Here is an 18877-nt window from a genome sequence, read left to right on the forward strand (position 1 = left end):
TTTGCGTTTTAGAACATCTTTTAGCAACTTGTGCAAACAAGTAAATGTTATTAGTGAGATTTTTCTTCGGAAGAATCAAGGTTAAGCTAATAAGAGCACACGGAGGATGCCTAGGCGCCAGGAGCCGACGAAGGACGTGGCGAACAACGAAACTGCCTCGGGGAGCTGTAAGCAAGCTTTGATCCGGGGGTGTCCGAATGGGGAAACCCAGCTGTGGTAATTCGCAGTTACTCATTTCTGAATACATAGGAAATGTAGAGGCAGACCAGGGGAACTGAAACATCTAAGTACCCTGAGGAAGAGAAAACAATAGTGATTCCGTCAGTAGCGGCGAGCGAACGCGGAACAGCCTAAACCTAAGAGCTTGCTCTTAGGGGTTGTGGGACGTCTCACATGGAGTTACAAAGGAATATGGTAGGTGAAGAGGTCTGGAAAGGCCCGCGATAGAGGTAAAAGCCCTGTAACCTAAACTGTATTCTCTCCGAGACGGATCCCGAGTAGTGCGGGGCACGTGAAACCCCGTATGAATCCAGCAGGACCATCTGCTAAGGCTAAATACTACCTGGCGACCGATAGTGAAACAGTACCGTGAGGGAAAGGTGAAAAGCACCCCGGAAGGGGAGTGAAATAGAACCTGAAACCGTGTGCTTACAAAAAGTCAGAGCCCGATCTATGGGTGATGGCGTGCCTTTTGTAGAATGAACCGGCGAGTTACGTTTAACATGCAAGGTTAAGCCGAGAAGGTGGAGCCGCAGCGAAAGCGAGTCTGAATAGGGCGACTTAGTATGTGGACGTAGACCCGAAACCGTGTGATCTACCCCTGTCCAGGGTGAAGGTGCGGTAACACGCACTGGAGGCCCGAACCCACGTACGTTGAAAAGTGCGGGGATGAGGTGGGGGTAGCGGAGAAATTCCAATCGAACTCGGAGATAGCTGGTTCTCCCCGAAATAGCTTTAGGGCTAGCCTCGGTATAAGAGTAGTGGAGGTAGAGCACTGATTGGGTGCGGGGTCCGCAAGGATTACCAAGCTCAGTCAAACTCCGAATGCCATATACTTATTGCCGGGAGTCAGACAGTGAGTGCTAAGATCCATTGTCAAAAGGGAAACAGCCCAGACCATCAGCTAAGGTCCCCAAGTGTGTGTTAAGTGGGAAAGGATGTGGAGTTGCACAGACAACCAGGATGTTGGCTTAGAAGCAGCCACCATTGAAAGAGTGCGTAATAGCTCACTGGTCGAGTGACTCTGCGCCGAAAATGTAACGGGGCTAAACACACCACCGAAGCTATGGCTAGATGCTTTGCATCTGGGGTAGGGGAGCGTTGTGTAGGGGTTGAAGGTGTACTGAAAAGAGCGCTGGACACTACACAAGTGAGAATGCCGGTATGAGTAACGAAAAGATCAGTGAGAATCTGATCCGCCGAAAGCCCAAGGTTTCCTGAGGAAGGCTCGTCCGCTCAGGGTAAGTCGGGACCTAAGGCGAGGCCGAAAGGCGTAGTCGAAGGACAACAGTTTGAAATTACTGTACCACCGTAATCCGCTATGAGCGATGGGGTGACGCAGGAGGGTAGTGACGCGGACTGATGGATGTCCGTCTAAGCAGTGAGGCTGGTGTGTAGGCAAATCCGCACATCGTTAAGGCTGGGCTGTGATGGGGAGCGAAAATTATAGTAGCGAAGGTCATGATCTCACACTGCCAAGAAAAGCCTCTAGCCAGGAGAAGGTGCCCGTACCGCAAACCGACACAGGTAGGCGAGAAGAGAATTCTAAGGCGCGCGGAAGAACTCTCGTTAAGGAACTCGGCAAAATGACCCCGTAACTTCGGGAGAAGGGGTGCCCCGGTAGTGTGAATAGCACGAGGGGGCCGCAGTGAAAAGGCCCAAGCGACTGTTTAGCAAAAACACAGGTCTGTGCGAAGCCGCAAGGCGAAGTATACGGGCTGACGCCTGCCCGGTGCTGGAAGGTTAAGGGGAGTGGTTAGGGGTAACCCGAAGCTATGAACCGAAGCCCCAGTAAACGGCGGCCGTAACTATAACGGTCCTAAGGTAGCGAAATTCCTTGTCAGGTAAATTCTGACCCGCACGAATGGCGTAACGACTTGGGCGCTGTCTCAACGAGAGATCCGGTGAAATTTTAATACCTGTGAAGATGCAGGTTACCCGCGACAAGACGGAAAGACCCCATGGAGCTTTACTGCAGCTTGATATTGAATTTGGGTACGATCTGTACAGGATAGGTGGGAGCCGTAGAAATCGGAGCGCAAGCTTCGGTGGAGGCGCCGTTGGGATACCACCCTGATCGTATCTAGGTTCTAACCTAGTGCCCTTACCGGGTACGGGGACCGTGTCAGGCGGGCAGTTTGACTGGGGCGGTCGCCTCCTAAAGAGTAACGGAGGCGTTCCAAGGTTCCCTCAGAATGGTTGGAAATCATTCGCAGAGTGCAAAGGCATAAGGGAGCTTGACTGCGAGACCTACAAGTCGAGCAGGGACGAAAGTCGGACTTAGTGATCCGGTGGTACCGCATGGAAGGGCCATCGCTCAACGGATAAAAGCTACCCTGGGGATAACAGGCTTATCTCCCCCAAGAGTCCACATCGACGGGGAGGTTTGGCACCTCGATGTCGGCTCATCGCATCCTGGGGCTGAAGTAGGTCCCAAGGGTTGGGCTGTTCGCCCATTAAAGCGGTACGCGAGCTGGGTTCAGAACGTCGTGAGACAGTTCGGTCCCTATCTGTCGTGGGCGCAGGAAATTTGAGAGGAGCTGTCCTTAGTACGAGAGGACCGGGATGGACGTACCGCTGGTGCACCAGTTGTTCCGCCAGGAGCATGGCTGGGTAGCTACGTACGGACGGGATAAGCGCTGAAAGCATCTAAGCGTGAAGCCCCCCTCAAGATGAGATTTCCCAATTAGTAAGACCCCTTGAAGACGACGAGGTAGATAGGTTGGAGGTGGAAGTGCAGCAATGCATGGAGCTGACCAATACTAATCGGTCGAGGGCTTATCCTATACTTAAAATGCAGATTTGTTTCGGATTCAGTTTTCAGGGAGTCAAATTCCTGTTTGGATTGCTGTGGTACTGATATCGTTTGGAGAGATACCCAAGTGGCTATAAGGGGACCCTCTGCTAAGGGGTTAGACTGCGTAAGCGGTGCGTGGGTTCGAATCCCACTCTCTCCGCCATTTTCAATCCATAGCAATACTAATTATTGTGGCGGTGTAGCTCAGCTGGCTAGAGCGTACGGTTCATACCCGTGAGGTCGGGGGTTCGATCCCCTTCGCCGCTACCATAATACCTGGAGGCTTAGCTCAGCTGGGAGAGCATCTGCCTTACAAGCAGAGGGTCGGGGGTTCGATCCCCTCAGCCTCCACCATTTTCATCTTTTTAGAATTGCTTTTACACCGTGCCGGTGTAGCTCAACTGGTAGAGCAACTGACTTGTAATCAGTAGGTTGGGGGTTCAAGTCCTCTCGCCGGCACCATTTTTATTTAATGCGGAACCGTGGTGTAGTTGGCCTAACATGCCTGCCTGTCACGCAGGAGACCGCGGGTTCGAATCCCGTCGGTTCCGCCATTTTTTCCACAAAATGAGTGGGAAGTGTAAGACTTTTCCGCTTAATTGTCATGTAATCTTATGGCTCGGTAGCTCAGTCGGTAGAGCAGAGGACTGAAAATCCTCGTGTCGGCGGTTCGATTCCGTCCCGAGCCACCTTTTTTGGGGGATTAGCGAAGTGGCCAAACGCATCAGACTGTAAATCTGCTCACGTACGTGTTCGGTGGTTCGAATCCATCATCCCCCACCATTTATGAGCCATTAGCTCAGTTGGTAGAGCACCTGACTTTTAATCAGGGTGTCGAAGGTTCGAGTCCTTCATGGCTCATCCCAAACAGAAAGTCATCACCTTAGGGTGGTGGCTTTTTTTGTGTTTTTATGTCGTATTATAGTAGTGCGCTGCTGTAGTGATTAACATAATATTAGAGAATATGCTAAAATAGGCGAAAAGAGCAAAAGTGGTGGAGTATGGTGACTATGGATAGCGAAACATTGCGGAAAAAGTTAGAGCAGCTCACCGGAAAGAAAACCGGAATCAAGCAGTTAGGGAGGCAACATTCAGCTTCTCTTTTTAGCCTGGGATTGGAAGCACAAGAACAGCCGGTAATCCATGAGGGTCATCTTTGGGCACCATTATATGAGACTGATGGACGTGTAACCGCTGTCTGGGTGGAATTGGATGGACTTAACTCTTTGGAAATACAATTAGTGAATTATGCGGTTCGAAACTTTGCAATTGCACTAAAAGCTACTGGGGTTAGAGAAGAAGGGGAAGCGGAGGCTCGGCAGCTGGGTACCTGGTTGAACACCGAACTGGAGCAAGAGAAAAATGACTCTGAGATACCCGATGAGATGGCTCTAAAGGGACGTTTATTCGGAGATATGGTTCCATTCCTACTTAGCAGTGAGAATGCACATAGCCCGCAGATCACTTATCGTTCCTTAATGAAGCTGTTGCGCAGCTATTTTGAGAATGAAATTCTGCTTATACCTCTTCAAGAAAAAGAATGGTTAATATTGGCCCGGAAGGAATTACTCACGGGCGGAGATGATAAGGATGAGGAAGAAGAGAGCGTAGATGAAATTCTGGCTCAGACAAGCATGGGCTTACACGAACTGATAGCCAGCGAATGGGTAGGTGTATTCCATTTGGCTGTAGCTCCGGCTATCGTTCCTGTTAAGGGATTGACGGGATCCGTGGCCTTGTTGAGAGAGACTATTGTACTCGGACGAATTTTCCAAGTGGGTGAATATATTCATTTACCTTGGGAGCTGCATTTGGAACGTTTGGTTAACAGCATTCCTGATGCACGGCGTAAACAGTTACTTGGACAGATTGGCGACTATTCTTCCGTATTATCAGATAAAGAAATGCTGATGACTCTGGAGACGTTTTTTGAGATGGATTGTAATGTAAGTGAAACAGCCAAGAAGCTATATATTCATCGCAACACGCTTTTATACCGTCTGGACAAGATAAAGCAGGAGACGGGTGCCGATGTGCGTAGCTTTGGGGACGCTGCTATTGTGAAGCTTACTATGCTTTTGTATAAAGTGACGAAAAGGAAATAGGTTTTTTGTGAACGTTACAAATAGCCACCGTGTCCCGTCTAGGGTAATATAAATGTACAAGGAAAAAAGAATTTTTCAATTAATCAATAATTAACTCGAGGGGGAAATACAATGGCAGGCGTACGTTTAGAGCATATTTTCAAAAAATACCCGGGTTCAGATAAAGCAACAGTAATGGATATCAATCTTGATATTAAAGATAAGGAATTTCTAGTATTGGTTGGACCATCCGGTTGCGGTAAATCCACAACTTTGCGTATGATCGCTGGTCTGGAAGAAATCTCCGAAGGTAAAATGTACATTGGCGATCGTGTAGTCAACGACGTTGCACCTAAAGACCGCGATATCGCGATGGTATTCCAATCCTACGCACTGTATCCGCATATGAGCGTATACCAAAACATGGCTTTCGGTTTGAAACTTCGTAAAGTGAAGAAAGATGAAATCGACAAGAAAGTACGTGAAGCTGCTAGAATTCTCGATATCGAGCATTTGCTAGATCGTAAACCAAAAGCACTTTCCGGTGGTCAACGCCAACGTGTCGCTTTGGGACGCGCTATCGTACGTGATCCACAAGTCTTCTTGATGGATGAGCCTCTTTCCAACTTGGATGCTAAACTTCGTGGTCAAATGCGCGCTGAAATCACTAAACTGGTTAAACGCCTTGAAACCACTTGTATCTACGTAACGCATGACCAAACAGAAGCTATGACAATGGGTGACCGTATCGTAGTTATGTATGATGGTATCATTCAACAAGCTGCTTCCCCTGAAGAGTTGTACAATGAACCAACTAACCTGTTCGTAGCTGGATTTATCGGATCCCCTACAATGAACTTTATCAATGGTACTTTGTCCGAAGCAAACGGTTCTGTCCGTTTCCGTGCTGAGAACCTTGATGTTGAAGTACCAGGCGGAAAAGCTCAAATCATCCGCAGCAAAGGCTACATTGGCAAAGAAGTAATTATGGGCGTTCGTCCAGAAGATATCCATGAAGAGCCAGTATTCTTGGAAGCTTCCCCGAACACAATCTTTACTTCATTGGTTGATGTAACTGAAAACCTTGGTCACGAAATGCTCCTTTACTTGAGCGGCCTTGGTAAATCTACTGTAATCGCTCGTGTAGATGGACGTTCCACTACTCGCGAAGGCAGCAAGCCAAAATTGGCTATCGATATGAACAAAGTTCACTTCTTCGATAAAGAATCCGAAGTTAACATTCTGTTGGGATAAGATCACAGGATCTTTTCTCTCTTGATAAAGCCACCCGAAAGGGTGGCTTTATTGTTTAATTAGGGTCGTAATGGATAGGCGTTAAGATTGCATTCACAAGCGTTATCAATTAAGATAGCAGGAGAATTACCTCCGGAATTGTAATGAGATCGCTGTCAACCGGACGCAGTAAGCGGACATATACCGCAGGTGACGAAAGGACGAATTTACATGGCTAAGAAAGTAAAAGTATCTGAATTGGTACAACATTTTCAATTAGAGGTTATTTCCGGCCAGGAAGGTCTAAAGCGACCTATTACGGTCGATGACCTGAATCGCCCTGGACTAGAGATTGCTGGTTATTTCGAATATTATCCGGAAGAACGTGTTCAACTATTAGGTAAGACAGAACTCGCATTCTTCTCCATGCTGCCTGAAGCTGAACGTAAAAGTAGGCTTCGTGGAATCTGTAATGACAATACCCCTTGTATCGTAATTACCCGTAGTTTGGATGTGCCACAGGAGTTAATTGATATAAGTAATGAAAAGGGACTTCCTGTGCTGCGTAGCTCGATGGCTACGACTATTTTCTCCAGCCGTTTGACGAGCTTCTTAGAAGGGAGATTAGCCCCTACAGCAACGATTCATGGTGTACTCTGTGATGTATATGGTGTAGGTATGCTGATTACTGGTAGTAGTGGTATTGGTAAGAGTGAGACAGCCCTTGAACTTGTAAAACGTGGACATAGACTGATTGCTGATGATGCCGTGGAAATCCGCCAGACTTCAGATAACCAGCTGCATGGTACAGCCCCTGAGTTGATCCGTCACTTGTTGGAAATTCGCGGAGTAGGTATCATCAACGTAATGACACTTTTTGGTGCGGGTGCTATCCGTAATCATAAACGGATTACACTTGTCGTTAGATTAGAGGCTTGGCAGCAAGACAAGCAGTATGACCGGCTTGGACTTGATGAGGAAACGACGCGGATTATTGATACCGATGTACCACTTGTAACCATTCCTGTACGTCCAGGACGTAACCTTGCCGTTATTATTGAGGTTGCTGCGATGAACTATCGCCTGAAGCAAATGGGCTTTAATGCAGCCCTGCAGTTTACCAATAAGTTAACTGCGACCATATCTGAGGATATGGACGATCTCGATTAGGAGTGTGAGACAATGTTCCCATTAGCAATAGATCCTATTGTATTCTCAATTGGATCACTGCCTGTACACTGGTACGGGTTAATACTAGGGGTCGGTGCACTCGCGGGATTATTTCTTGCGATCCGCGAGGGCAAACGGTTCGGAATCCCGCAAGAATTCTTTATGGATATGCTGCTACTGGGTGTACCCTCGGCAATTATAGGGGCACGGATTTATTTTGTAGCTTTTAAATGGGACGATTATAAGCATAATCTGATAGACGTCTTTAAGATCTGGAATGGCGGTATCGCCATTTACGGCGCATTAATAGGAGCGATTATTTGCGGAATTATTTATTTCCGTTATAAGGGTTACCCTTTCTGGCGTATTGTTGATATTTGCGCACCTGGACTACTGGCGGGTCAAATGATTGGCCGCTGGGGAAACTTTGTCAACCAAGAGGCATACGGCAGCGTAGTTGAGGAATCTTTTTTACGGGATAAACTGCATTTACCTGACTTCATCGTTAATCAAATGTACATAGGGGATGCTTTTCATCATCCGACTTTCCTGTATGAATCTCTTTGGAGCTTACTAGGGATTGCGTTATTGATGGTTCTCCGTCGTCAGAAGTTTGTACGTGCTGGAGAAATCTTCATGTCTTACTTTATATGGTATTCCATCGGTCGGTTCTTCATCGAGGCTGTGCGTACTGACAGTTTAGCTTTTAACGGAAGTGCAGGACTGGCTTCGTTTATAAATGGCTTATGGAGTCCGATGGAATGGTTAGGTTTTGAACAAGGATATCTGGATCCTGCCTATGGTAATATTCGTATTTCTCAGCTGCTTTCTCTACTGATTATTGTGGCAGCTATATTATTAATCGTTATTCGCAGAGTAACCGGAGAGCCTAAAGCACATTATTCTGACCCTATCGTATGTACTAAACCGATCCAAGCAGATACTGTAGTGCCAGAAAGCGCAGTAAATACACCGCAGAAAACTCGTCAAGGAACACAACCTGAGCAAGGACAGCCAGCGGATGGAGATAAGAAGGAGCAGTAAAACTTATGATAGAATGCGTTCTTTTTGATCTGGATGGAACGATTGTCGATACGAATGAGCTAATCATTAGCTCATTTATGTACGCGCTGAAGGACAATGGTCTGGCTCCACTGACCAGAGAAGAGATAATTCCACATATGGGAACAACCCTTCAGCAACAGATGAGAGTATTCTCTGGACTAGAGGATGTAAATGGTACGTTAGAAAAGTCCTATCGTTCTTATAATAATGAGCATCATGATGAGTTAGTGCGTTCTTTCCCGCTTGTAAAGGAGACCATTGAGGAGCTCTCGCGTCGTGGGATCAAACTTGGGATTGTAACTACTAAGATCCGTCCAACAACGATCAAGACCCTGGAAAGGTTCGATTTGCTTAAGTACATGGATACGATTGTGACTGTGAACGATGTTACTGAACCAAAGCCACATCCGGAGCCCGTTCTGACAGCGGTCAAAAACCTTGGCGTTGATCCTCGCAAAACCTTAATGATAGGTGACAGTGCAGTTGATATTCAATCAGCCAAAGCTGCCGGTGTATACGCTGCTGGAGTATCTTGGTCTTTGAAGGGCGAGGATACGCTCCGCAAGTATGATCCGGACTTTATCATCCATAACATGAAGGATATTATAGAAATTATGGAGCGAGGAACGAATGAATCGTGAGAAACGTAACCCGTTATCCAGTAGAAGGTCATAACTCACTTTGGTATATTTACCGTACGGTCAGTCCTTGGAAGGGTGTCCGCAACTTTATTTTTATTCAGATTGCCCGCTATTGTCCGATTCTACCGTTAAAGAATTGGATCTATCGACGGATGTTGGGGATGAAGGTTGGTAAACACACGGCTTTTGGTCTTATGGCAATGGTGGATGTGTTTTTTCCGGAGAAAATAACGGTAGGTGAGAATTCTATTATTGGTTATAACACGACGATTCTGGCGCATGAGTATCTGATCAAGGAATATCGCCTGGGCGAAGTGGTGATCGGTGAAAATGTATTGATCGGCGCGAATACAACGATTCTTCCCGGTGTAACCATTGGAGATTGGGCAGTTATAGCTGCTGGCTCTGTGGTGCACAAAAATGTGGCAGCTGGCTCTTTTGTCGGAGGCAATCCACTGCGAGAGCTGCGCCCCTTTTCAACGGAAGAACATGCGGAACAAGTGTAAACGATGCTTTTTTAACCCTGCAGTTACATATTGCGTTTTTTTAGCGCAGGTTCTGCAGGGTTTCTTGCGTCTTAGAGAAGATTATTAAGGAAACTTTAAGTTCTTCTTAAGTTTTTAGAACAGATACATTCGATATAATTAGCGTTAGTGATAAGGCGAATCCCACGCTAGGCGTTCAGCTTCAAATATCAGAATGTAAAATCAGCAGGTGCAGGCTTCCTGGTATTTTCAGTTTCCACATTCCGCTTAGCGTCTCTATGAACAACCATCATAGTAGAGAAGAGGAATATAATATGAACACTGCGAGACAGGAAAGGCTGCCCCAGCTGGATATTTTCAGAGCATTAGCGATCTTAGGCGTATTGCATGTGCATTCCTCATCCTTTGCCGCTGGAGAGCAAGCACTGCATTCCCCTTATTATTACTGGCTGAACTGGATCAACATTTTCTTTAAATTCGGTACGCCCTCATTTATTTTTCTGAGCAGCTTCGTATTGTTTTATAATTATTATGGGCGTCCTGTGACCCGCAGCTTGATTATTAATTTCTACCGTCGTCGATTAAAGTATATTTTATTACCTTATCTGCTAGCCTCTATGGGCTATTACGCACTAACCTTATATGTGAACGGACGATTGACCCAGAACCTCGGTGGCAACCTGTACAGCTTTATTAGAGCGTTATTCTCAGGTTCCGCATATGCGCATTTGTATTTTGTATTTATCAGCATTCAGTTTTATTTGCTTTTTCCAGTACTGCTTAAGCTACTCCAGAGTTCCCGCTTTTTAATAAAATGGGCGGTTCCACTCGGATTGGCACTTCAGTGGGGGTTTATTTTCTGGAATAAATACGAACTGCACATTGTTGAAAAAGGGAGCTTGGCGATCTCTTATCTGGCTTATTATATGATGGGTGCTTATATCGCAATTCACTTTGAGAAGGTGAAGACGTGGCTGATGAAGCCATGGAGGGAGCTAACTGCCAAGCAAAAAGGATGGACTGCCCTGTTAGTGAGCGGGTGGTTAATTGCAGCCTTTATCCATGTGCAGCTATGGTATGTGGCCCGCCATTTTGGGGTGTGGACGGATTCGCTGTGGTACGAGCTATTATGGAATGTCCATACGATGTTATCTGCATTGGTTCTGTTGTATGCTACATTTCTGATCTATCGTAAGGCTCCTCGCGGGATTGTTGCTTTTTTAACTCGTTTGGGTGAACTCTCCTTTGCGATATATTTGATTCATCCGCTATTGCTGGCAGTATATCGCAGGTTCCGATATCAGATTCCCCTAGAGTCGCTAACATATGTTTTGTTCATCTACGGAGGGCTTGTGGTCGCACTGGGAGGGAGCTGGCTTATTGTGCAGTTTGCTTTCCGGCGAGTTCCGGGATCATGGATTATTTTTGGAAGCGTGCCTCGCTCTTTGGAGTCCAGTCCGCAGGAAAAGTCAGGTTATATCCCTGAGGAACGGGCAAAGGGATTCGTGCAGCAGGAGAAATAACGTTAAAAGAAGGTCTCATACACGCACACGCTTAAACGTGGGGAGGTAGCCTTCATAATACTTGATTAAAAAGGCATCACTTCGATGCGGAGCTTAACAGGAGGAAAGATTATGAGACAAAAAGAAAGAATTCCGCAGCTGGATATTTTTCGGGCGATTGCTATTTTTGCAGTGCTGGCTATTCATGCTACTTCACGAACGTTGGCGGAGACACTAGGCACAAACATGTTTCATCCGTTCTTATTTATTAATAAATTCAGCCAGTTCGCCGTACCTTCATTCATATTTTTGAGTGGGTTCGTGCTCTTCTATAACTATATTGACCGTCCGCTGGGTGGCAAAACGCTAGGAAAGTTCTACTCTAGAAGGCTGCTTTATATTATTGTGCCTTATGTAGTATTTTCACTGCTGTATTTTGCGTTAAAAATGAATGCCGGGAATACTTGGGGCTTACCTCCAGGGGAGATGGCTTCTAAGCTATGGAAGTATTTATGGACAGGAACGGCATATACGCATCTGTATTATATTATTATCATTATCCAGTTTTACGTGTTATTCCCGCTCATTTTGTGGTGTTTGCAAAAGGTTCGTCATCTGGCGGCTTGGGCGCCGCTGATCGGGTTATTACTACAGTGGGGTTTTGTGCTGCTGAATAAATACATGACCAATCACGGGTATTGGCAGTTATCCAAGGGGAGTCTGGCGATTACTTATTTCTCGTATTTCCTGCTGGGTGCTGGGATTGCGGTGTATTATTCTTCTTTGAAAAAATGGCTAGTGCCTTCACGTGAAGGCTGGCGCGCCGGTAAAGGTCCGGTTTGGATTACGTTGTGGTTGTTATGGATTGTAGCAGGGGTTGTTCATGTTGAGCTATGGTTTAACAACTACACGAAAAAAACTGTCATCAACAGCTTATGGTATGAGGGTTTCTCTAATCTACATGCGCTGCTCTCTTGTGTGGTGCTGTTGCAAATCTCCTTCTTGCTCTATGGAGCGGGTCGAAGCTTGCTGACAAGACTTTTGGTATCGGTGGGAGCATGCTCCTTCGGGATTTATCTATTACACCCTATGCTGCTGTATTTCTATAGAAAATTACCGTTTCACGGGGGTTCTCTTGCGTACATCGCAGCGATTGTTGGAGGATGGCTTGTTGCGCTGCTGGTTTCATGGCTGGCAGTGGCTCTCGTCTTCCGGTATGTGCCTGCTTCTTGGATTATTTTCGGATCAGGCGCACAAAAGAAAGCAAAGACAGGTTCCAAAAGCGCATAGTCTACTGCTAGGTAATATAAAAGCGCCGGTCTTCCGTATATGCGGGTTGACCGGCGCTTTTTATTTTGTGTCTATTCTCCAGCTTGTTCCCGCTGAAACTCCGCAATAGCTTGATACTGGCTTTCAAGACTACGGTAGACGGAAATATAAATCGGCAGCAGCTGCTTGTACACTTTGGTATGTTCATCAATCGCATCATGCTGGTAAGTTGAACCGATCATGTCGAATACAACCTCGAAGGAGTCCACACGGCCCGTAGCGTAAAGACCAAGCACTACTGCTCCGAGGCAGGAGCTTTCGATACTCTCCGGAATGATGACCTCTTGATCAAAAATATCAGACATCATCTGCCGCCAGACTGAGGAGCGGGCGAAGCCGCCTGTGGCCAGAATTTTGCTAGGACGCCCGATTTGCTCTTCCATAGCCAGCAGAACCATATACATATTGAAAATTACGCCTTCTAGTACCGAGCGAATCATATGCTCCTTATGGTGATTCATAGAAAGGCCGAAGAAGGAGCCACGAGCATCAGGATTCCACAGCGGTGCCCGTTCACCAGTTAAGTAAGGATGGAACAGAAGACCACCGCTACCTGCCGGAACTTGTTCCGCGATGCGCGTTAGAACCTCGTAAGGGTCAATGCCAAGACGTTTGGCGGTTTCGACTTCAGAAGCAGCGAACTCATCCCGTACCCAGCGGAACAGCATACCGCCGTTATTAACGGGTCCTCCGATCACCCAATGTTTTGGGGTTAAGTTATAACAGAAGGTCCGTCCTTTAGGGTCGGTAAGCGGGTGATCGACTACGGTACGAATCGCTCCGCTTGTTCCAATCGTAGCGGCCACTACACCGGGCTTAATCGCACCTACGCCAAGGTTGGACAAGACGCCATCACTGGCTCCTACGACAAAAGGTGTGGCCGGGAGCAGTAACAGCTCCTCTGCTAGACCGGGAAGCAGGCCTTGCATGATCTCTGTGGTAGGAACAAGCCGTGAGAGTTGATCTGGTGAAATATGGGCTATCTCCAATGCTTCTTTGTCCCACTCCAAAAGTTCAAGGTTGAGCATGCCTGTAGAAGAGGCAATGGAATGATCGATGATGTATTCGCCGAACAGCCGAGCGAATATGTATTCTTTTATAGAAATGAATTTATAGGCTTGTTGGAACAACTCAGGCTGCTCATCCCGAAGCCACATTAGCTTGGTAATCGGTGACATAGGATGAATAGGCGTTCCTGTGCGCAAATACAACTCATGTCCGTTAAACTCGTTCTTCAGGCGAAGTGCAGACCCGGCACTACGGTTGTCAGCCCAAGTGATGCAGGCAGTAAGTGGTTTACCTAGCTGATCAATTGCAATGACACTGTGCATGGCTGAACTGAAAGAGACGAATAGAATCTTATCTGGAGTTACGGCGCTTTGCCGCATGACATTAGAGATGGTATGAAAGACTGCACGTAGGATTTGCTCTGGGTCCTGCTCCGCTATAGAAGGGGAGGGTTGATGCAAGGGATAACCCATATTAGCTTGTGCAACTATGGCTCCATTCTCCTCGAAGAGAACTGCCTTTGTACTTGTAGTACCAATATCAACGCCAATCATATAGGATTTAGTCAAGCGTTAGCCCTTCTTTCTAGGTGAAAGTATATTTTTAGAACACCAATTACAAAATTATGAAGTACAATCGTATTAGCTCATTATAGTATTCGATAAGCGGGGAGGCAAAAATAAAGAAAATGCCAAACGCTCGACTAAGGGTTTGATTGACGAAAAAGCAGTGAACATGATACGATATTGAAAATACTTTAATTTGCTACCACTTTACCATAGTAAAGTAAACATAAACAGTATCTAATGATAACTGACGAGGTGAACAATGAAGATGTCCAAACCAAAGGGATTTGAGAAGCCGTCTGGCGTTCGGGACTATCTGCCCCGGGCCGTAACGAAATTGCGCAAAATTGAGAACGATGTACTGCATTGCATGAGTCGCTGGGGATATCGGCAAATGATGACTCCAACGTTGGAATATTACGATACAGTTGGCGTGGCTAGCTCTACGTCAGACCAAAAGCTCTATAAATTACTTAACAATCGTGGTCAGGCTTTGGTGCTTCGATCAGAAATGACTGCCCCGGTTGCCCGTGTTGTTGCCTCTCTATTAAAGGATGAGCCACTGCCATTGCGTCTGTCATATCACGCGAATGTATTCCGTGCCATTGAGGAAGAAGCGGGGCGGGAAGCGGAGTTTTTCCAGACAGGTGTAGAGCTGGTAGGTGATGATTCACCTGAGGCCGATGCGGAGGTAGTGGCGCTTGCTATTTCTTCGCTGCAAGCCGCGGGTGTGAAGTCTTTTAAGATCGCTATGGGGCATGTAGGCTTTCTGAATGGGTTATTTCAAGAGGCACTTCCTGAACTGCCTGAGGCTCAAGAGGAGCTGAAAAGTCATTTGCTGGGCCGAGACTATGTTTCTTTCCGGGAGACTTTACGGCGGCTGGATCTTACAGAAGCGCAGAAGAACGAACTGGATGGGCTGCTGCGTCTACGCGGAGGCAAGGAGATTTGTGGACAGGCGCTAGAGCTGAGCAATCATCCGCTCGCGCGTCATTCGATTGATCATTTGTGCAAGGTGTGGGAGGTGCTGGTCTCTTACGGCGTATCACAGCATGTACTGATTGATCTGACGATGATTGGGGACTTTTCCTATTATACAGGCATGACTTTTGAAGGTTATGCAGCGGAATTAGGATTTCCGGTATGTAGTGGTGGTAGATACGACAATCTGCTGCAACAGTTTGGGCGTCCGATCCCATCGACAGGATTTTCTTTGAAAACCAATCGCATCCTGGATGGTGTAACTGGGGTGGTCGAAGAGGAAGAACTGCCTATTTTGATCCAATATGACGCGATTCGCAGAAAAGAAGGCCTGGAAGAGGCAACACGCCTGCGGTTAGAGGGTCATGCAGTCGTTACTAGACTTGCTGCAGGTCCAGAAGAGCTTGAAACGGTGAAGCGTTTGGATACGGACACGGTCGAAGCAGAGGGTGTACGGTACGGTGAGATCTATACATTCGTATCTTTTGTAAGTGAGCATGGCTGAGGATATCGTTAGTACAAAAAGCGATTAACATAAATTTTGCATGGAGATGGAAAAGGAGGCAACTTAACAATGGCACAGATATTGAAGGTGGCTATGCCAAAAGGCCGGATTTACGAAAAGGCTGCTGAGCTGTTCCGCCAGGCAGGTCTTCCGATTCCACCGGACGGTGAGGCATCACGCAAGCTTGTTATTCCGCTGCCTGAGGCAGGGATGGAGTTTATATTGGCGAAACCAGTAGATGTACCTACATATGTAGAATATGGTGTGGCGGATATTGGGATCGTGGGCAAGGATGTTTTGCTGGAGGAAGATCGTGATGTATACGAGCTGCTTGATCTTGGCATTGCCCGCTGCCGGATGTCGATCATCGGATTGCCGAACTGGCAGCCGGGAATTCAGCAGCGTGTAGCGACAAAATATCCGAATGTAGCTTCAAGGTATTTTAGGGAACAGGGACAACAGGTCGAGGTCGTGAAGCTGAATGGATCCATCGAGCTTGCGCCACTGATTGGTCTGGCCGATCGTATTGTGGATATGGTAGAGACCGGGCAAACGCTGCGGGACAATGGATTAATCGAAATGAAGAGTATATTCGAAATTACAAGCCGCCTGGTGGCGAATCGTGTGAGCTATCGGATGAAAAATGAAGAGATACAGCAACTGTGTGACCGACTACAGGCAGTTATAGGGCAACCTAATTTGCGGTAGGCGGCAACAGATGTTAGGGGTAAAGGGAGGAACCAGCGATGAAGGTTGTGTCGAGCAAGGACTTTAAGCTAGAGCGGGAAGTGGAGTATGGTACGCCAGAGCAAAATCAGGCGGTAAAGGAAATTGTGGCCGCCATTAAAAAAGAAGGAGACACGGCGCTTCTTCGCTATACGGAGCAATTTGACCGGGTTGCACTTACGCCGAATCAACTGCGGGTAACGCCGGAAGAGCTTCAGGCAGCGTATGGCCGAGTAGAGCAATCTTTCGTATCTGCTATTCAAGCAGCTGCAGCCAATATCCGGGCATTCCATGCCAGACAGAAACGGAATTCATGGATGGACTTGCAGCCGGATGGCACGATTCTGGGGCAGATTATTCGTCCGCTGAAGCGGGTAGGGGTATATGTACCTGGTGGCAAAGCAGCTTATCCCTCTTCGGTGCTGATGAACGTGATCCCAGCACAGATCGCGGGTGTGCCGGAGATTGTCATGGTGACTCCGCCATCCACCGGCGGCAAAGAAGGGATTGACCCTTATATCCTGGTTGCTGCCGCAGAAGCAGGTGTGAATGAAATCTACCGTGTGGGCGGAGCACAGGCGGTAGCTGCTTTGGCTTTTGGTACGGAGAGCATAGCGCCGGTAGATAAAATATGTGGGCCCGGCAACATATACGTTGCGCTGGCTAAACGCGAGGTATATGGCGCCGTGGATATCGACAGTATCGCCGGTCCAAGCGAAATTGTCGTGCTGGCAGATGAGACCGCTGAGCCGGCTTATATCGCAGCGGATCTGCTCTCGCAGGCTGAGCATGACGAGATGGCCTCGGCGATTCTGGTCACGCCATCGCAGAGCCTGGCGGATCGTGTGGCGGCCGAAGTGGAGCGTCAGCTGCAAGAGCTGCCGCGTCAGGCGATCGCCCGTTCTTCCGTAGAGAATTACGGCGCGGTCATTGTTGTGGAATCTATGGAGGAAGGGATCTCCGTAGTGAATAGACTGGCACCAGAGCATCTGGAGATTGTTGTCGAAGATCCTATGGGCCTCGTAGGCAGCATTGAGAATGCTGGAGCCATCTTCCTGGGAGCGTATAGCTCCGAGCCCGTGGGTGATTATTTTGCCGGGCCAAATCATATTATCCCAACCAATGGGACTGCACGTTTCTCATCACCAGTGGATGTGGATGATTTTATTAAAAAATCAAGTCTGATCTATTACAGTAAGGAAGCACTCTTGCGTGATGGGAAGACCATTATAGAGCTGGCACGGCGCGAAGGGTTGGAAGGCCACGCACGAGCCATTGAAATTCGACTCAAGAACGAAGGAAAAGGTGGAGACGGATATGGAGAACAATAACGAACAGGCCCTGCGCCAAGCTGGATTAAGCCGTAAAACAAACGAGACGGATATAAAGTTGTCTCTTAACGTAGATGGAAGTGGAGTTTCAGAGCTGGAGACGGATGTTCCTTTTCTGAATCATATGTTGGATCTGTTCACGAAGCACGGACAATTTGACCTGTCTGTACAGGCGCGAGGAGACATCGAGATTGATGACCACCACACGGTTGAAGACATTGGGATCTGCCTAGGGCAGGCACTGCACGAAGCACTGGGTGATAAAAAAGGAATCAAACGTTATGCGAGTGTTTTTGTACCGATGGATGAGGCGTTGGCGCAGGTTGTGATCGATATCAGCAATCGCCCGCACTTTGAATATCGCGCAACCTATCCTTCACAGCAGGTGGGCAGCTTTTCGACGGAGCTTGTTCAGGAGTTCTTGTGGAAGTTCGCGCTCGAAGCACGGATTACGTTACATGTTATCGTACACTACGGTTCTAACACACACCACATGATTGAGGCTGTATTCAAAGCGCTTGGACGGGCGCTGGATGAGGCAACTTTGATTGATCCACGTGTGAAGGGTGTGCCTTCTACGAAGGGAGTGCTGTAGGATGACTGTTGCAATCGTCGATTATGGCATGGGCAACCTGCACAGTGTGAGTAAGGCGGTAGAACGTCTCGGTTATGAGTGTGTAGTGACGGGTGATGCCGAGCAAATTCTCGCTGCTGATAGTGTCATTCTGCCAGGTGTCGGTGCATTTGGCGATGCGATGGGGCATTTGCGGGAGAATGGTTTGGATCTTGTCGTCAAAGAGGTAGCCGCTGGAGAGCAGCCTCTGCTTGGGATCTGTCTTGGCATGCAGCTGTTGTTTAGCACCGGTGAAGAGCATGGCAGCCATGTGGGGCTAGATATTCTCTCGGGTTCAGTGGTGCGGTTCGCTCCTAGAGATGGCTATAAGGTGCCGCATATGGGGTGGAACAAGCTCAGCTTTAGACAGCCGGAGAATCCGCTTTTTGTTGGCCTTGAGGAGGGGCATGTGTATTTTGTCCACTCTTATCACGCGCTTGTAGCAAAAGAGAGTGATCTGCTGGCCGTCACAGATTATGGTTACCCAGTTACAGCTATTGTCGGGCAAGATAATGTGTTTGGTATGCAGTTCCATCCGGAAAAAAGCGGAGAGCTGGGAATCAAGCTGTTGGGTAATTTTTTGAAGATTAAGAGAGAGCGGGCGTAAGCCACGCTATAAATA

Annotated in this window: 14 protein-coding genes, 8 tRNA genes and 1 rRNA gene; 22 read left to right on the forward strand and 1 reads right to left on the reverse strand. The window is 47.5% G+C overall.

The annotated features are described in order from the left end of the window. Window positions 1–79: 79 nt before the first annotated feature. From MKZ09_RS00685 to MKZ09_RS00765, 17 genes are all read left to right on the forward strand, one after another. Window positions 80–3005 (forward strand): 23S ribosomal RNA (locus MKZ09_RS00685). 82 nt (window positions 3006–3087) lie between these two features. Next, window positions 3088–3179, forward strand: a tRNA-Ser gene (locus MKZ09_RS00690). 30 nt (window positions 3180–3209) lie between these two features. Next, a tRNA-Met gene (locus tag MKZ09_RS00695) sits at window positions 3210–3286 on the forward strand. A gap of 8 nt (window positions 3287–3294) precedes the next feature. Beyond that, a tRNA-Val gene (locus MKZ09_RS00700) sits at window positions 3295–3370 on the forward strand. 32 nt (window positions 3371–3402) lie between these two features. Continuing rightward, window positions 3403–3478: transfer RNA gene (locus tag MKZ09_RS00705), tRNA-Thr, on the forward strand. A gap of 14 nt (window positions 3479–3492) precedes the next feature. Then, a tRNA-Asp gene (locus MKZ09_RS00710) sits at window positions 3493–3570 on the forward strand. Window positions 3571–3632: 62 nt separating this feature from the next. Beyond that, window positions 3633–3705 (forward strand) — tRNA-Phe (locus MKZ09_RS00715). A gap of 8 nt (window positions 3706–3713) precedes the next feature. Next, window positions 3714–3799: transfer RNA gene (locus MKZ09_RS00720), tRNA-Tyr, on the forward strand. A gap of 5 nt (window positions 3800–3804) precedes the next feature. Beyond that, window positions 3805–3877 (forward strand) — tRNA-Lys (locus MKZ09_RS00725). 149 nt (window positions 3878–4026) lie between these two features. Continuing rightward, the gene (locus tag MKZ09_RS00730) at window positions 4027–5121 is read left to right on the forward strand and encodes a PucR family transcriptional regulator (RefSeq protein WP_036687042.1); all 1095 of its coding nucleotides are present in this window, start codon (window positions 4027–4029) and stop codon (window positions 5119–5121) included. A gap of 111 nt (window positions 5122–5232) precedes the next feature. Next, the gene (locus MKZ09_RS00735; RefSeq protein ID WP_036687044.1) at window positions 5233–6354 is read left to right on the forward strand and encodes an ABC transporter ATP-binding protein; all 1122 of its coding nucleotides are present in this window, start codon (window positions 5233–5235) and stop codon (window positions 6352–6354) included. Between the two features lie 210 nt (window positions 6355–6564). Then, on the forward strand, window positions 6565–7503 hold the full coding sequence (hprK, locus tag MKZ09_RS00740) for an HPr(Ser) kinase/phosphatase (RefSeq protein WP_036687047.1): 939 nt from the start codon (window positions 6565–6567) through the stop codon (window positions 7501–7503). A gap of 12 nt (window positions 7504–7515) precedes the next feature. Then, window positions 7516–8547: a prolipoprotein diacylglyceryl transferase gene (gene lgt / locus MKZ09_RS00745; RefSeq protein WP_076126827.1), complete on the forward strand. Its 1032-nt coding sequence runs from the start codon at window positions 7516–7518 to the stop codon at window positions 8545–8547. A gap of 5 nt (window positions 8548–8552) precedes the next feature. Continuing rightward, the gene (ppaX, locus tag MKZ09_RS00750; RefSeq protein WP_076135252.1) at window positions 8553–9209 is read left to right on the forward strand and encodes a pyrophosphatase PpaX; all 657 of its coding nucleotides are present in this window, start codon (window positions 8553–8555) and stop codon (window positions 9207–9209) included. Further along, window positions 9206–9715: an acyltransferase gene (locus tag MKZ09_RS00755; RefSeq protein ID WP_179089582.1), complete on the forward strand. Its 510-nt coding sequence runs from the start codon at window positions 9206–9208 to the stop codon at window positions 9713–9715. Before ppaX ends, MKZ09_RS00755 begins: the two co-directional genes overlap by 4 nt. Before the next feature lie 293 nt (window positions 9716–10008). Then, on the forward strand, window positions 10009–11217 hold the full coding sequence (locus MKZ09_RS00760) for an acyltransferase (RefSeq protein WP_076206012.1): 1209 nt from the start codon (window positions 10009–10011) through the stop codon (window positions 11215–11217). A 111-nt stretch (window positions 11218–11328) separates the two neighbouring features. Then, on the forward strand, window positions 11329–12486 hold the full coding sequence (locus tag MKZ09_RS00765; protein WP_036687058.1) for an acyltransferase: 1158 nt from the start codon (window positions 11329–11331) through the stop codon (window positions 12484–12486). A 71-nt stretch (window positions 12487–12557) separates the two neighbouring features. Here MKZ09_RS00765 and gntK read toward each other — a convergent pair whose 3' ends face one another. Continuing rightward, window positions 12558–14087 carry a gluconokinase gene (gene gntK / locus MKZ09_RS00770; RefSeq protein ID WP_076206121.1) on the reverse strand — a complete coding sequence of 510 codons (1530 nt, stop codon included), beginning with the start codon at window positions 14085–14087 and terminating at the stop codon, window positions 12558–12560. Window positions 14088–14367: 280 nt separating this feature from the next. Here gntK and MKZ09_RS00775 point away from each other — a divergent pair, with 280 nt between their 5' ends. From MKZ09_RS00775 to hisH, 5 genes are all read left to right on the forward strand, one after another. Further along, on the forward strand, window positions 14368–15585 hold the full coding sequence (locus MKZ09_RS00775) for an ATP phosphoribosyltransferase regulatory subunit (protein ID WP_076135436.1): 1218 nt from the start codon (window positions 14368–14370) through the stop codon (window positions 15583–15585). Window positions 15586–15654: 69 nt separating this feature from the next. Beyond that, complete coding sequence (hisG, locus tag MKZ09_RS00780; protein WP_036687062.1) at window positions 15655–16293, forward strand: ATP phosphoribosyltransferase; 639 nt, start codon at window positions 15655–15657, stop codon at window positions 16291–16293. A gap of 38 nt (window positions 16294–16331) precedes the next feature. Beyond that, window positions 16332–17642, forward strand: coding sequence for a histidinol dehydrogenase (gene hisD, locus MKZ09_RS00785; protein ID WP_076135258.1), 1311 nt, complete (start codon window positions 16332–16334; stop codon window positions 17640–17642). Continuing rightward, window positions 17629–18237 carry an imidazoleglycerol-phosphate dehydratase HisB gene (gene hisB / locus MKZ09_RS00790; protein ID WP_036687073.1) on the forward strand — a complete coding sequence of 203 codons (609 nt, stop codon included), beginning with the start codon at window positions 17629–17631 and terminating at the stop codon, window positions 18235–18237. Before hisD ends, hisB begins: the two co-directional genes overlap by 14 nt. Window position 18238: 1 nt before the next feature. Beyond that, window positions 18239–18862, forward strand: a complete 624-nt coding sequence (hisH, locus tag MKZ09_RS00795; RefSeq protein WP_076135260.1) for an imidazole glycerol phosphate synthase subunit HisH — start codon at window positions 18239–18241, stop codon at window positions 18860–18862. Window positions 18863–18877 lie beyond the last annotated feature (15 nt).

The organism is Paenibacillus sp. FSL R5-0908 (genome assembly GCF_038006245.1).
Lineage (GTDB): Bacteria > Bacillota > Bacilli > Paenibacillales > Paenibacillaceae > Paenibacillus_AQ > Paenibacillus_AQ odorifer.